The following is a 15,277-nucleotide window of genomic DNA, read 5'->3' as shown; positions in this document are numbered from 1 at the left end:
TGTTTTTGAATTGGTCAGGGGGCGTGCTTTGGAGTATAGATGTGCAAACTTCTAACAAGAACGCAGATAAAAGCAGGGTCAACATGCAAAAAAACATCACCTCCCTGGGGCTTTTGAACTGGGATGACCTGAAGTTTTTCCTCGAGGTGGCACGCACCCGAAAAGTCAGCAGCGCGGCCCGGCGTCTGGGCGTTGACTACACCACGGTGTCGCGGCGCATCAACTCGCTGGAAACCTCACTGGGCACACTGCTTTTCGAGAAATCGCGCACCAACGGCTTCATCATGACCGCCGAAGGTCAGCGCCTGCTGGGTTATGCCGAGTCCATCGAAAGCACACTGCACATGGCTTGCGAACAGGTTTCCGGGTCCAGCGTCGCGCTATCCGGGCATGTGCGCATGGGCTGCACCGAAGGCTTCGGCAGCTTCTTCATCACCCCGCAACTGAGCCACTTTCTCGACAGCTACCCGAGCATTTCGCTGGACATCCTGCCGCTGCCGCACTTCATCAGCCTGTCTAAGCGCGAGGCGGATATCGTCATCGCCCTGGAGCGGCCCGAACACGGTCCTTACGTGTGTTGCAAACTCTGCGATTACAGCCTGGGTCTGTACGCCACCCAGGCCTACCTCGACAACCACTCGCCCATCGAACACAAAGCGGACCTGAGCGAGCACGTCTTCATCAGCTACGTCGACGACCTGGCGTTCAGCTCCGAGCTGCTGTACATGAGCAACCTGCTGCCCAACGCCCAGGCACAACTGCGCAGCACCAGCGTCATCGCCCAATACACCGCCGCCCTGCAGGGCCGCGCACTGGCCATCCTGCCATGCTTCCTCGCCGCGCAAGACCCAGGACTGCTGCCGGTGCTGAGGGAGGAAGTGAACATCACTCGTCAATTCTGGATGTATTGCCGGGAGGACCTGCGCAAGCTCAAGCGGATCACGTTGCTGTGGGATTACATTCGGGAGGTGACGGAGTTGAATAAGGGGTTTCTGTTGGGGGAAAACCGCGCTATTCGCTTCCTTCAATGACAGATTTTCGAGGGATCAGATGGCCTTATAGTAGCGGGGCAGACCGGAGTTGGCGGTTTGTCACACTGATGCTGGTCCGCTCCCATTGAGGTCACCCCGACTTTTCGATCAGATTCTCAAGGTCCTTCGCAAAACTAAGATTTCCCCTACATACCGCTTTTTGCGCTTCCGGTAGCCTCCCACGCGTCAACTAAACGCTGGTTGTCTACGTATCAAAAACGCAGGGACGGGATGCAATGATTTCTTCAGCCCGATTGGGCGACAAGCACACCTGCCCATTGCCGGGTCACGGTACAACGTCTATCGCTTCTGCATCCGATGACGTCAACATCAACGCAATGGGCGCGGCACGTGTGGGTGATACCTGCGGGTGTGGTGCGGTTATCACTACAGGCTTTCCTTCCATTCTGGTGAATGGCCGTCCTATGGCCCACCTAGGAAGCCCCACCAGTCACGGCGGGACAATCATCACGGGCTCAGGCAATGTTGGTGGCGGCTTCGTCATGGGCGACGCTGGTGGCGCGACCCTTTTTAACTTCATGGCGCTGGGGGCCTTCCGGCCAGACGGTTCCGTGGACGACGAGAAGATGGCGACCTTGCTGGCTGACCCGAAGCTCACGGAGAAAGCCTTAGCGGCGAACGCTTTGGTAGGCCCTGAGGCCGCTGGTGAGAAGTCAGATGCGGAGCCTGAGTCAAAAGCGGAACCTGTTGTTTGCAAACACCCTGACAGGATGGAAGAGCTGGCGACTTATATTGCTGGAGAGATGAACGCCAACATCAATAGTCCAGAAGTTCGTCAGATGAGAGACCTCAATAGCTTCGATGCGGCGGCAAAGATGAAGGAGTATGAGGCGCTTCCATTTTACTTGCGCCTTGGTCCCGGCCCGGATTTCTACAGCATGGCGGCCGGTATGCAAGCAAAGGCTTTTGCTATCTGGGCAGAACGTGTTGGTCAGAATCGCCCGTGGGACCACAAGCAGAAAATCCGTGCAGCATTTGGCGGCATTTGGCATAAACAAGGAAAGTACGACTATTTTTATGATATTTGGTCGAACATCCACTATGGCTATGTGGGCCGCGTTGCGGGCTTTTCCGAGAGTGTACTTGCAGACGGGGCAGGAGCCGAGCAAATAGTTTCGGATTCTTGGGGAAAGGTCAGCGATATAACGAAACCGTTAGAAAGACGCAAACACAGGGGACCTCACCGTGCTGAAGACGTTGACGGCCTCCGTGCCTGGGGCTACGCCCCAGATCGGATATCTATTAGTATTGGAATTAAACTCTTTAACCAACACCCCATGGGTAGGATAACAGCGAAAATGGTTATGGATGAGGTTCTTGCAGTTACGCCACAGGAATGGGGAGTAGGTGTCATTGAGCACAAATGCAAAGAAAATTAAGGTCCGTTACTTGTTCCTTTTCCTATTGATAGCTCCCCTGGTGGCTTGGTACTTTGCTGCTCCTGGCGTAATTGTCCACTACCCTAAAGAAGCCACGGACGAACTGCATTTAATTTGGAACACGCACGACCAGATTACAAGGCAGCGAATGCTACCGGGGGAAGCCACATCGGAGTTTGGTCACGCATTCCCTGATGAGAACTTCTTCATGCTGTTCTTTTGGTGGACCGACAGAGGTTTACGAAAGTGCATCGACATCTCACCTAAGCCTTGGGCAACGATAGACATCTACCTTGATAGGGCTGGTAGAGTCGATATCGACAGAACATCTCCTAAAGTTATTGCCCGGTTGAAGCAATGCGCGGGTGAGTCTGACCCCTTCCGGCCCTGAGGCGTGCTACCAGCGCCACGTCAAACTCGGCACAGTCAATGAGTAAACACAGAAGACACCTCCGGATTTTCGTACCTTAAGAAGAGCTGCCCCATACCCAGATTCAAGCAAGGCTATCCCTGAGAAAGCTCAAGGCATCCTTGAAAATCTGGTGCCATCTGTCAGACGGCTCACTCATCAGCGGATGCCAGAAGAATCTGAAATCGTGTCCTCCATCATCCTCTGCAAAATGCACCCAGTTATCGGGAAGGTCCTGAGCCACATGACACTCATGAAATGCCCAGATATGTCCCGTTATTGTGGAGTGCCACTCACCCAGGTTTCGCTTTGCTGTCGCTTGAATCCCGGCCTCCTCCATTAACTCCCGCACAGCAGCCGCGCAAGTTGACTCGCCTGGTTCCACACTGCCCTTCACCAATTGCAGGCCCGCCAACGGATGCTCAAATGCCAGAATCTCCAGCACTCCCCGGTCTCGCAGAACCACAGCACACGCTTTATCCGCCGTCATGCAGTTACACCCTGGCCTTTTCAATTGCCCCTTGAACCCGGTTGAAGAGCATAGGGATTATGAAGCTCGACTTCGTACCTGCAAATCGCCAGACAGCACGGACATGATCAAAGCCCCAACATCAAACCACTCAGACGTTTGACCTTGCGGCGCAGGGCTTCTTCGAAGATGCCCTGGCGCGGTTCGATCAGGCTGAACCAGTGCTTGGCGCGGGTAATGCCGGTGTAGATGAGCTCCTTGGTCAGTACCGGGTTGAGCGCTTCGGGCAGGATCAGGGCGGTGTGGGCGAATTCCGAGCCTTGGGATTTGTGTACGGTCATGGCGTACACGGTTTCGACCTCGTTGAGGCGGCTGGGCAGGACGAAGCGTACGCCTTCGCTGCCGTCGTTGCGGGGGAAGGCGACGCGCAGTACCTGTTTGCCCTCGCCGTCGCGCTCGGGCAGGCGCAAGGTGATGCCGATGTCGCCGTTCATCAGGCCGAGGCCATAGTCGTTGTGGGTCATCAGCACCGGGCGACCTTCGTACCATTGCTGTTCGCTTTCGATCAGCTTCGCGTTGAACAGCGCGCGAGTGATGCGCTGGTTCAAACCCTCCACACCCCACGGGCCTTTGCGCACGGCACACAGCAGTTGAAAGGCGTCGAAGGCGCTGAGTACCGAGCGCGCCCAGCGGGTCCAGCACGCGTCGTCCAGTGCCGAATAGTCGGCGGGACGCTCGGCGGCGAGTACGTTCAGGTAATGCCGGTAACCCTGCGGACCTTGCTCGCCCCTGCCAAGACCGTCGAGGACCAGGCGTTCGAACTTGAGGTCCTGTTCGCCCTTGAGGGCCAGGGCGAACAGGTCGTCATGACTGCCCGCCGCAAGCAGCGTGCGGGCCTGTTGGTCCTGTTGCTGGTTGACCAGCCGGGCCAACTGGCCGATGCCGCTGCCTTGGCCGAAGCGACGCGAGTGGCGCAGCATCAACACTTGCTGAGCCAACGGATGCTGCTGCGCATCGCCCTGGCGCAAACCGCCCTTGCCGAGGTCTTCGCCGCTGACGGCTTCCAGCCAGGCTTGGGTATCGGGGCTGTAGAAACCTTCTTCGGCGTCACGGCACAAATCCCCGAGTACCGCCCCCGCCTCCACGGACGCCAGCTGGTCCTTGTCACCCAGCAGAACCATGCGTGCATGCGGCGGCAGTGCGTCGAGCAGATTGGCCATCATTTCCAGGTCGATCATGGAGGCTTCATCAACCACCAGCACATCCAGCGGCAGTAAATTGCCCGCATGGTGGCGGAAGTGCCGGGTACCGGGGCGACTGCCCAGCAAGCGGTGGACGGTGGTCACCTCGCTGGGGATTTTCTGTCGTACGTCGTCGCTGACATCCAGGCTCTGCACCTGTTGGCTGATGGACTCGGTCAGACGTGCCGCCGCCTTGCCGGTAGGTGCTGCGAGACGGATACGCAGCGGTTGGCCATTCTGTACCGCCGGGGCCTGCAACAAGGCCAGCAGGCGCACCACCGTGGTGGTTTTGCCGGTGCCGGGGCCGCCGGTGATGATGCTGAAGCCCTTGCGGGTCGCCAGCGCGCAGGCAAGTTTCTGCCAGTCGATGACAGCTTGTGGCGAAGAATTGGCCGGGCCGAACAATGCGTCGAGCTGCTGCGGCAGATCCTCCGGCGGCGTTTCACGCTGTGCCAGGCGCTGACGCAAGGCTGCTGCGATACGCCGTTCGTAAGTCCAGTAGCGACGCAGGTATAGACGCCGCTCGGCCAGCACCAGTGGTTTTTGTCGCGCTTCGGCACTTGAATCGCCCACCTCGGCAACCAGTATGCTGCCGGCCAGCGCCTGGCACCAGGCGGCGCCATCCAGTGCTGCCAGCAGTTGTGAGGGCAGCAGCATCGGCGCGCTCTGCTGATCGCCTTCGGGTGGCAGTGACAGGGCGAAGTCCGGTTCTTTGAGGGTCTCGTAGAGGTCAAGGCAGACGTGACCGTGGCCGAGCTGATGGCTGGTAAGCGCCGCAGCCACCAGCACCAACGGATCGGCGTGCGGATCGAGGTCACTGAGGAACGCGACGAACGCTTTGTCCAGAGCACGCAACCAGCCGCGCTCGACCCAACGTTCGAGCAGGATCAGCAGATCGCTGACACGCGTCAGCGGGCTCAACTCAGCGAGGCTGATGTCGTCCAGCGCGGTAGGCAACAGATCATCGAACGAGCGGCTCATGCCAATGCTCCCGGCAGGTCATGCGCTATCGGTTTGCCCTGAAACAGCAGGTCCAGACTCTCGATCAGTTCACGTGGCGGACGGGTGAAATACGCTCCCTGAGAGGCCGAGCGACTGCCGCGCAGAAACAGGTAAAGCGCGCCGCCCATGTGCTGGTCGTAATCGTAGTCGGCCATCCGCGCCTTGAGCTGACGGTGAAGGGCCAGCAGGTAGAGGACGTATTGCAGGTCATAGCGGTTGTCGAGAATGGCGGTTTCCATCGCCAGCTGGGTGTACGCACTGTCGTCACTGCCCAACCAGTTGGACTTGTAGTCCGCCACGTAATACCGGCCCTCATGTTCGAACGTCAGGTCGATAAAGCCCTTGAACATGCCGTTGAGCGAGACCGTCTCGGTCGCAGCACGCGGTGCGTTGTCGTGGGTGAAGCGGCGCACGAGGGCATCCATCTGCGCGACGTTGACGTTATTGCTGGCGAACCAGAATTCCATCTCCACACGGTACTGATTGGGCTGATCCAGTTCGCCCAGGGCCACCGGTGCGGCGTCCGGCGACAGGCGCAACGGCATGTTCAGCATGTGTTGCAGCCAATCGCTCAGGGTATTGATCCAGCCTGCCCAACCGCGTCGATTGCAGCGCCGGGCGACGGCGTCCTGCAGTTTCTCCGGCGCGTGCGCGGTCATCGCAAACCCTTCGTTGCCAGCCCACTCGAGCAGCCCGTGCAGAAAGGTGCCGGGATTGGGGCCACGCGGAAAACGATGGATATCGCCGCCGCTGGTCAGGATGTCGCGCGGGGCTTCAGGGTCCAGACGCTCGTCGTCGAACAGTTTCTGTGCCTGCGGGCTGTCAGGCGATTCATCGGCACCGGCCGTTACCGTGTCGCCGATACGCAGGGCACTGTAGGACGCGATCCACCAGTTCTCGGCAGCGCGGCGTTTGGGCACCAGCAGCTTGACCAGCGCCGCTTCGTTGCGCGGCGCACTGAAGCGCTCGTCGGTGGGCTCCGGCACAGGTTGCAAGGCAATCGCGTCACACCCCTGGGCAAGATCACGCAGCCAGACGTTCAGCTCCGCCGACTCGGCCAGCACTGCGCCACCGCCCAGCAGGTAACCCAGTGCGGAACGGTGCAGCATGGAGGTGTTGGCATTGCCACGCTTGAGGTCGGCGACGCCCAACCAGCAGGCATGTTCCGATCGCGTGAGGGCGACGTAGAGCAGACGCAGGTCTTCGGCCAGACGCTCATCATCGGCTTGCTGAATCAGCGCCTCGGTAGGCTGCAGGCTGATCTGGGATTTGCCGTCGGCGTCATGAAACTGAAGAGGCAAGCGACTGCCGTCCACCGGTTTCGAGGAGCAAATGAACGGCAGGAACACCAGCGGGTACTGCAAGCCCTTGGACTTGTGGATGGTGACCACCTTGACCAGTTGCTCATCGCTTTCCAGACGCAGGATCTGCTCTTCCCCGGCCTGGCCGGAGAGTGCCAGATGGTCGCCCAGATGACGGATCAGCGCCTGCTCGCCATCCAGTTCGGCGGCGGCCTGCTGCAGCAGTTCAGACAGGTGCAGCAGGTTGGTGAGTACTCGTTCGCCATCGTTGCGGGTCATCAAGGTCTGTGGCAGGGCAAAGTCGTGCAACAGACGGCACAGCATCGGCAGCACGCCCTGGCTGCGCCATATGGCGCGATAGCCACGAAACTGCATGACGCGCCGCTCCCACGCCAGCTCGTCCTGATTCAGACGCTCCAGCTCGGCCAGCGGCAGGTCCAGCGTGATACACGCCAGCGCGGCACGCAGTGTGCGTTCGGAGTCCGGCTCGGCGCAGGCCTTGAGCCAGGACAGCAGGTCGTGGGCTTCCTGAGCGGCGAACACCGAATCCTTGTCGGACAGGTACACGCTGCGCACACCACGCGCGGTCAGTTGCTGACGCACCGCCTGCGCTTCCTTGCCGTCGCGGACCAGAATCGCAATGTCGGCCGGACGCAGCCCGCGCAGAGTGTTGTCGGGCGTAACGAAACCGGCACGGCCCTGCTGACCGGCATTGAGCAGACGCACGATCTCGCTCGCGCAACTGGCTGCCAACTGCTGACGATAAACCACGCCGGACACCGGCTGGTCGCTTGGCAAGTGCCAGACCGTCAGCGCCGTCAGGGGTGCGCCGTCGACATGCAGCGCCTCTTTGCGGCCTTGGGCCAGCGCATCGGAGAACGGCACCTGATTGCCGTGCTCATCACGAAACAGGAACGCACCGCGACCTTGCTCTCGTTGCTCTGCCCGCGTGAAGACGTGGTTGACCGACTCGACCATCGCATGACTGGAGCGGTAGTTGGTGTCCAGCGTATGCCAACGGCCATCGGTCGCCTGGCGGGCACGCAGGTAGGTGTAGATATCGGCGCCGCGAAACGCGTAGATCGCCTGTTTCGGGTCGCCAATCAGGAACAGCCCGGTCTGCTCATCGTTGGCCTCAAGACGATAGATGCTGTCGAAGATCCGGTACTGAACAGGGTCGGTGTCCTGGAATTCGTCGATCAACGCCACCGGAAATTGCTCGCGAATCAGGGTGGCCAGACGCTCGCCGCCCGCGCCATGCAGGGCCGCGTCGAGCCTGAGCAGCATGTCATCAAAGCCCATCTCGGCGCGGCGACGCTTCTCTTCTTCAAAGCGCGCGCTGACCCACTGCGCCGCATGCTGCAACACAGCAGCATCGGGTTTGGGCAAACCGTCGAGCGCCGCCTTCAACTGTGCCATGGCGTCGAAGGCCGGGTGCACAGGTGGCTCGCTCTTCCAGGCTTCGGCAATGCCGTCGGGGGTCAGACGAGTGAAACCGGTGCCCAGATCCAGCGCTTCCTGTGTGTCGTCAGCGGCCCAGGCAGCAAGTTTTTCGAACCAGGGTTTGAAGTAGCGTTCCTGCATCTTGCGGCCGTCGACTGCCTTGCGAGCGACCGCGTCCTGACAGAGCGCATATAACTCGTCGGCCCACACGGCCCACGGCGCTTTCAGCGCGGTAAGCGCTGCCCGGCGCTCTTGCAATGACGCCGCAATCAGTTCGGCCGGTTCCTGGCTGAGTGGACTGCGATCACGGCCGAACAGACCTCGCACACGCGGCAGCAACGCCGCCGGACCGCTGAGGTTTTCCCGCACCCAGAGCAATGCGTCGCCGCTCATGGGGTAACAGAAGCGGCGCCAGTAATCGCGCAGGACTTCGCCGAGCAAATCGCTGTGGTCGGTTTCCAGCGTCTGGGTGAACAGACTGCCGCTGTCGAATGCGTGTTCGCGCAACATGCGCTGGCACCAACTGTGGATGGTCGAGACCGCGGCCTCGTCCATCCACTGTGCGGCAATGTCCAGACGGCTGGCGCAGGCTGGCCATAGCGACGCTTCGAACTGCTCACGCAGATCGGCAATCAGGCCATCGGGGGCGGCGATCTCGTCACGGAAGAAGCGAGCGGCCTCCGCCAGCCGGGTACGGATTCTGTCACGCAATTCTTTGGTTGCGGCATCGGTAAAGGTCACCACAAGAATCTGCGGCGGCAGCAGTTCGCGACCAAAGCCGGACTGCTCGGTGCCGTGGCCGAGCACCAGACGCAAGTACAGGGCGGAGATGGTGAAGGTCTTGCCGGTGCCAGCGCTGGCCTCGATCAACTGGCTGCCGCGCAGTGGAAAGCGCAGCGCGAGAGGAAGGGATTGCTCGCTCATGCGCCACCCTCCCCGCCGGACAACGACTGCCACGGCGCATCGTAAATCGGTTTGTAAAGCGTCTCGCACCAGCCTGCGAATTCTTCACTGCCCATCAGTGCGTCAAAGTCCGGAAACTGCCGAGCCAATGCCGTGCTTTCTCGGCGCTCGCCGTCGGTGGTCTGTCCGTCACCTTCGTAGGCTTTTCGGGCAGCCGCTTCGGCTTTGTCGGCAGGCTGGCCCAACCAGGCGAAGGCGGTTTTGACCGCGACAGGCAGAGGTTCCTGCATGCCGTGCAGCCAGGCCGTCAGCAAGTGGTTGAGCGTGGTGACGGCACTCGCCTTGTCCAGCGGCTCCAGCATCAGGGTTTCATCACTGGCGACCAGTGCCGTGCTCAACGGCAGGTCGCAAGCGCACGCCACCAGATGGTTGACCCACGGCCGAATCAACCGGTGCCACTTGCGGGTCTTTTTCGAGCCGATGCTGTTGGGAATGGCGGTAACCAGCAACAGCTCGGCACGGGCGTTACGGTGCAACCCACCCAGCCAGCCGTCGATGCTGACACCCGCATGGCTGAAGCTGATCGGTAAAGCGCTGCTCAGGGTCTCGGGCCAGAGGGTCAACAGATCGTGGTAGCGCCTGAGTACGTCAGGCAGCGGCTCGATCAGCTCGCTCTGCATCAAGATGCCGAAACCTGCGAGCGGCAGCAGGCCACTGGCTTGCAGTTTCAGCGCCTGAGTCTGTAGAGCAGCATCCATATTGTCGGGCGAGGACATACCTGCGCCAAGCAGGCTTTCACTCAGGCCATAGCGCTCAAGGGCATCGAGCACGAACGGCTCTTCATCGGCGAGCGGCGCTTCAGCAACTTCGAAATAGATCTTCAGGCGCTGGCTGAAAAAGTGTTTTACCGGGTTTCTCAGGAAATCCTGTAGCTGCGCAATGGACAGCGGTTCTTCCTGTTCGTGAGGCGGCAGCGCTTGAGGCCTGGGCACCTGAAGGTCGGTTTCATGCAGCAGACGCCACTCGCGGGCGAAGCTGAAGTACCCCGTGCCGGCGTGGAAGTAATTGGCGCTGAAGGGTTGCAAGGGGTGATTCACAGTCAGGGCCTTCAGCAAGCGCTCATCATCCTGTTTAACGTCCGGATCGGTCTCGCCGGCCAGCTTCCAGCCGCTGGCGAGGTGATCGCGAAGCTGACCGATGAGCACCGAAGCTGGACGCTCACTGTTGTCACGAATGCTGTGGCCAACCCAACTGACATACAACTGGTCCCTGGCTGAGAGCAAGGCTTCCAGCAACAGGTAACGATCGTCTTCACGCCGGGAACGGTCGCCGGGGCGGCAATCGCTGCCCATCAAATCGAAATCCAGCGGCGGTTGCGCGCGCGGATAATCGCCGTCGTTCATGCCCAACAGGCAGACCACTTTGAACGGGATGGCGCGCATGGGCATCAGCGTGCAGAAGTTGACCGAGCCCGCCAGAAAACGCTGGGACAGGCGCCCTTGATCGAGCCCGGCCAGCCAGGCCTCACGCACCACGGTCAGCGGCAGCTCTTCAGTCAGCCTTACCGTTGCACAGGTTTCCAGCCAGTTCTCGCGCAGTGTTTCCAGTTGGGCAAGCAGGTAGTCGTCATGCTCGCTGTCGGCGAGGAAGAACAACTGCAGCAGCGATTGCAGACGGGCACCCCATGCCTCCGGAGTGGTGGGTGTCGACAACTCTGTGTGGGCGACCTGAAGAGCATCAATCAACGCGACCAGCGGACCGATCAACGCCGCATCAAGCCCGCCGATCTCATCGTAAGGTTCGATGCCGTCGTAAGCCGCACCGGCACCCACTGCGTAACCCAGCAACATGCGACGCAGGCCGAAATGCCAGCTGTTCTGCTCAAGGGCATCCGGCAGCCCGAGGCCGGCCCGTTGCTGAGCATTAAGCCCCCAACGAATGCCTGCGCCTTCTATCCAGCGATGCAGTGTTGGCAGGTCGCGCTCTTGAATCCTGAAGCGTGCTCGCAAGGCTGGAACGTCCAGCAGGTCAAGAATCTCGCTGACCGGGAAACGGCTGTCCGGGAGTTTGAGCAGGTGCTCGACGGCAATCAGCAACGGCTCGCGGCCGCGCTGGCCCTGATCAGCCAGCGTAAAGGGGATGAAGCGACGGTCTTCGCGTTCGATCTGTCCGAATACCGCTCGTATGTGTGGGGCATAGCTGTCGATATCCGGGACCATGACAATCACGTCACGCGGACGCAGGCCAGGGTCTTTGCTGAATCTCGCCAGTAGCTGGTCATGCAGCACTTCCACTTCGCGCTGCGCACTGTGAGCCACATGGAAGCGGATCGAGCGGTCCTCGAGAGGATCGACGGGCGGCCAGAGCTCACGGGTTTCATCCAGCGGACGCAGCTCGAGAATATCGTCCTGCAACTGGTTCAGCAGTGTGGTGGCCTGCGCTTCACTGAACAGATCAATGCGCTCGTCCTTGAACGAGGAACGGTAGCTGCGTGGATCGTCATGGCTGTCCAGCAGGTTGATGTAATCACGTCCCTGCTTGCCCCAGGCCGCGAGCAACGGGTGAGCATGCTGATGCAGCGCCTGCGGGTCGAGGACCATCGGCATTCCGCTCTTGCGCGCCTGACGTTTGTACTGGTGACGCAGCAGGTCCTTGTCGGCGACGATATCGGTCCAGTGGTGGCGACACGGGTTGTGGACACAGAGCAGAACCTGACTGAACCTGGCCAGCCCTGCCAACGCCTCGAGCGCTTGTGCAGGCAGTGACGAAATGCCGAAAACGATGACCCGTGCCGGCAAGCCCGGCGGCGCTTCGGTCATGTTGCCGATGCGCTCGATGAAACGCTGATGCACGCCCGCGCGGCTCTGCGACATCCCTTCAGCCCCGACGTCGTCCAGCAACGCACGCCACAGTTCGGCCTGCCAGCAATTGGCAGCTGACAATGGTCTGGACTGACCTCGTACGTCGCGCAATTGATGACGGCCAGCGGCCCAGTCTTCCAGCCAGTCCGCACGGTAAACCTGGTATTGGTCGAACAGATCGGACAGGCGCTCGGACAGTTGATAGCGCTTGCGCAGATCAGTGTCGTCGGTCAGGAAGCGCTGCAGGGGTTCGAAGTGCGGCTGATTGATCAGCGACGGCAGCAAGCGCATCAAGCGCCAGGTCAAAGGGGTCTTGTCGAGCAAGGACGTCTGGGGGATCTCATCTGCACCCAGCACCATGCGATACAGCGTCCACATGAAACTGCCGGGCAACTGGACGTCTATGGCGGCGGCGATACCACAGCCACCGTTGTCTTCATCCTGGGCATCTTCGGCCAAGGCCAGCTTCAACCATTGCGCAATGCCGTTGCTCTGCACCAGAGCAATCTCGTTTTCCAGGGGCGCCAATGGATATCGCCGCATCCAGGACACAACCAGACTGCGCAGTTCATCCGGGCGGTTGCCTTGAACCACCATGAAGCCTGCACTCAGAGAGGTTGTAACGGACATGCTTGCTTCCTTGACGGGTGCGTGGAACCTGATGCCGAACCATAAGGGCAAGCGCGCCGGATTGCCATAAGCACGTGGGTCTGGATGACTGCCGGAGAGGTAGAGTTATGAGCTCAGGAGGATGCAGAGGTTTCTGCAACCCCAGACAAACAAAAACCCTCAACGCGTAAGCGAAGAGGGTTTCTGGAATTCAATCTTGACGATGACCTACTCTCACATGGGGAAACCCCACACTACCATCGGCGATACATCGTTTCACTACTGAGTTCGGGATGGGATCAGGTGGTTCCAATGCTCTATGGTCGTCAAGAAATTCGGGTACCGAATCGTGCCGTACGGCGCGCTTCAGCAAATCGGGTATGTGATAGTCAATTCAGGTGTCGTTCGTGACGCAAACTTTCGGTTCGTGTCGTCTTCACAGTCACCGCAATCTGGTCATTCGACGCAAATTGCTTGGGTGTCATATGGTCAAGCCTCACGGGCAATTAGTATTGGTTAGCTCAACGCCTCACAGCGCTTACACACCCAACCTATCAACGTCGTAGTCTTCGACGGCCCTTCAGGGAACTCAAGGTTCCAGTGAGATCTCATCTTGAGGCAAGTTTCCCGCTTAGATGCTTTCAGCGGTTATCTTTTCCGAACATAGCTACCCGGCAATGCCACTGGCGTGACAACCGGAACACCAGAGGTTCGTCCACTCCGGTCCTCTCGTACTAGGAGCAGCCCCTCTCAAATCTCAAACGTCCACGGCAGATAGGGACCGAACTGTCTCACGACGTTCTAAACCCAGCTCGCGTACCACTTTAAATGGCGAACAGCCATACCCTTGGGACCGGCTTCAGCCCCAGGATGTGATGAGCCGACATCGAGGTGCCAAACACCGCCGTCGATATGAACTCTTGGGCGGTATCAGCCTGTTATCCCCGGAGTACCTTTTATCCGTTGAGCGATGGCCCTTCCATACAGAACCACCGGATCACTAAGACCTACTTTCGTACCTGCTCGACGTGTCTGTCTCGCAGTCAAGCGCGCTTTTGCCTTTATACTCTACGACCGATTTCCGACCGGTCTGAGCGCACCTTCGTACTCCTCCGTTACTCTTTAGGAGGAGACCGCCCCAGTCAAACTACCCACCATACACTGTCCTCGATCCGGATAACGGACCTGAGTTAGAACCTCAAAGTTGCCAGGGTGGTATTTCAAGGTTGGCTCCACGCGAACTGGCGTCCACGCTTCAAAGCCTCCCACCTATCCTACACAAGCAAATTCAAAGTCCAGTGCAAAGCTATAGTAAAGGTTCACGGGGTCTTTCCGTCTAGCCGCGGATACACTGCATCTTCACAGCGATTTCAATTTCACTGAGTCTCGGGTGGAGACAGCGCCGCCATCGTTACGCCATTCGTGCAGGTCGGAACTTACCCGACAAGGAATTTCGCTACCTTAGGACCGTTATAGTTACGGCCGCCGTTTACCGGGGCTTCGATCAAGAGCTTCGCTTGCGCTAACCCCATCAATTAACCTTCCGGCACCGGGCAGGCGTCACACCCTATACGTCCACTTTCGTGTTTGCAGAGTGCTGTGTTTTTAATAAACAGTCGCAGCGGCCTGGTATCTTCGACCGGCATGAGCTTACGCAGTAAATGCTTCACCCTCACCGGCGCACCTTCTCCCGAAGTTACGGTGCCATTTTGCCTAGTTCCTTCACCCGAGTTCTCTCAAGCGCCTTGGTATTCTCTACCCAACCACCTGTGTCGGTTTGGGGTACGGTTCCTGGTTACCTGAAGCTTAGAAGCTTTTCTTGGAAGCATGGCATCAACCACTTCGTGTTCAAAGAACACTCGTCATCAGCTCTCGGCCTTAAGATCCCGGATTTACCTAAGATCTCAGCCTACCACCTTAAACCTGGACAACCAACGCCAGGCTGGCCTAGCCTTCTCCGTCCCTCCATCGCAATAACCAGAAGTACAGGAATATTAACCTGTTTTCCATCGACTACGCTTTTCAGCCTCGCCTTAGGCACCGACTAACCCTGCGTCGATTAACGTTGCGCAGGAAACCTTGGTCTTTCGGCGTGGGTGTTTTTCACACCCATTGTCGTTACTCATGTCAGCATTCGCACTTCTGATACCTCCAGCAAGCTTCTCAACTCACCTTCACAGGCTTACAGAACGCTCCTCTACCGCATCATCAAAAGATGATACCCGTAGCTTCGGTGCATGGTTTGAGCCCCGTTACATCTTCCGCGCAGGCCGACTCGACTAGTGAGCTATTACGCTTTCTTTAAAGGGTGGCTGCTTCTAAGCCAACCTCCTAGCTGTCTAAGCCTTCCCACATCGTTTCCCACTTAACCATGACTTTGGGACCTTAGCTGACGGTCTGGGTTGTTTCCCTTTTCACGACGGACGTTAGCACCCGCCGTGTGTCTCCCATGCTCGGCACTTGTAGGTATTCGGAGTTTGCATCGGTTTGGTAAGTCGGGATGACCCCCTAGCCGAAACAGTGCTCTACCCCCTACAGTGATACATGAGGCGCTACCTAAATAGCTTTCGAGGAGAACCAGCTATCTCCGAGCTTGATTAGCCTTTCA

General features: G+C 59.1%; 7 protein-coding genes and 2 rRNA genes (1 of these 9 only partly in view). 3 read left to right on the top strand and 6 right to left on the bottom strand.

Annotated elements, in window-relative coordinates:
• Positions 1-83: 83 nt before the first annotated feature.
• The 3 genes from PCPL58_RS05415 (at position 84) to PCPL58_RS32015 (ending at position 2,822) form a co-directional block, all read left to right on the top strand.
• Positions 84-1,031: a LysR family transcriptional regulator gene (locus PCPL58_RS05415; protein ID WP_065348969.1), complete on the top strand. Its 948-nt coding sequence runs from the start codon at positions 84-86 to the stop codon at positions 1,029-1,031.
• A gap of 236 nt (positions 1,032-1,267) precedes the next feature.
• On the top strand, positions 1,268-2,431 hold the full coding sequence (locus tag PCPL58_RS05410) for a polymorphic toxin type 44 domain-containing protein (RefSeq protein ID WP_065348968.1): 1,164 nt from the start codon (positions 1,268-1,270) through the stop codon (positions 2,429-2,431).
• On the top strand, positions 2,400-2,822 hold the full coding sequence (locus PCPL58_RS32015) for a hypothetical protein (protein WP_065348967.1): 423 nt from the start codon (positions 2,400-2,402) through the stop codon (positions 2,820-2,822). Before PCPL58_RS05410 ends, PCPL58_RS32015 begins: the two co-directional genes overlap by 32 nt.
• 103 nt (positions 2,823-2,925) lie before the next feature.
• On the opposite strand, the gene PCPL58_RS05400 is transcribed toward PCPL58_RS32015, so the two are convergent.
• From PCPL58_RS05400 to PCPL58_RS05375, 6 genes are all read right to left on the bottom strand, one after another.
• Positions 2,926-3,330: an NUDIX hydrolase gene (locus PCPL58_RS05400; protein WP_044310840.1), complete on the bottom strand. Its 405-nt coding sequence runs from the start codon at positions 3,328-3,330 to the stop codon at positions 2,926-2,928.
• Positions 3,331-3,437: 107 nt separating this feature from the next.
• Positions 3,438-5,531: an exodeoxyribonuclease V subunit alpha gene (recD, locus tag PCPL58_RS05395; RefSeq protein ID WP_065348966.1), complete on the bottom strand. Its 2,094-nt coding sequence runs from the start codon at positions 5,529-5,531 to the stop codon at positions 3,438-3,440.
• A complete protein-coding gene (gene recB, locus PCPL58_RS05390) occupies positions 5,528-9,220 on the bottom strand; it encodes an exodeoxyribonuclease V subunit beta (protein WP_065348965.1) in 3,693 nt (1,230 codons plus the stop codon). The genes recD and recB overlap by 4 nt, the downstream gene beginning before the upstream one ends.
• On the bottom strand, positions 9,217-12,690 hold the full coding sequence (gene recC, locus PCPL58_RS05385) for an exodeoxyribonuclease V subunit gamma (RefSeq protein ID WP_065348964.1): 3,474 nt from the start codon (positions 12,688-12,690) through the stop codon (positions 9,217-9,219). The genes recB and recC overlap by 4 nt, the downstream gene beginning before the upstream one ends.
• Before the next feature lie 194 nt (positions 12,691-12,884).
• Positions 12,885-13,000, bottom strand: a 5S ribosomal RNA gene (gene rrf / locus PCPL58_RS05380).
• A 154-nt stretch (positions 13,001-13,154) separates the two neighbouring features.
• Positions 13,155-15,277, bottom strand: a 23S ribosomal RNA gene (locus PCPL58_RS05375) (it continues 769 nt past the right edge of the window).

The organism is Pseudomonas cerasi (genome assembly GCF_900074915.1).
Lineage (GTDB): Bacteria > Pseudomonadota > Gammaproteobacteria > Pseudomonadales > Pseudomonadaceae > Aquipseudomonas > Aquipseudomonas cerasi.
The sequence above is the reverse complement of the archived record's forward strand: the minus strand, read 5'-3'. Positions and strand labels throughout refer to the sequence as shown.

Excerpts from the sequence above, each read along its gene's own strand:
- PCPL58_RS05415 (WP_065348969.1), top strand. The coding sequence starts at position 84 with ATGCAAAAAAACATCACCTCCCTGGGGCTTTTGAACTGGGATGACCTG.
- PCPL58_RS05410 (WP_065348968.1), top strand. The coding sequence starts at position 1,268 with ATGATTTCTTCAGCCCGATTGGGCGACAAGCACACCTGCCCATTGCCG.
- PCPL58_RS05400 (WP_044310840.1), bottom strand. The coding sequence starts at position 3,330 with ATGACGGCGGATAAAGCGTGTGCTGTGGTTCTGCGAGACCGGGGAGTG.
- recD (WP_065348966.1), bottom strand. The coding sequence starts at position 5,531 with ATGAGCCGCTCGTTCGATGATCTGTTGCCTACCGCGCTGGACGACATC.
- recB (WP_065348965.1), bottom strand. The coding sequence starts at position 9,220 with ATGAGCGAGCAATCCCTTCCTCTCGCGCTGCGCTTTCCACTGCGCGGC.
- recC (WP_065348964.1), bottom strand. The coding sequence starts at position 12,690 with ATGTCCGTTACAACCTCTCTGAGTGCAGGCTTCATGGTGGTTCAAGGC.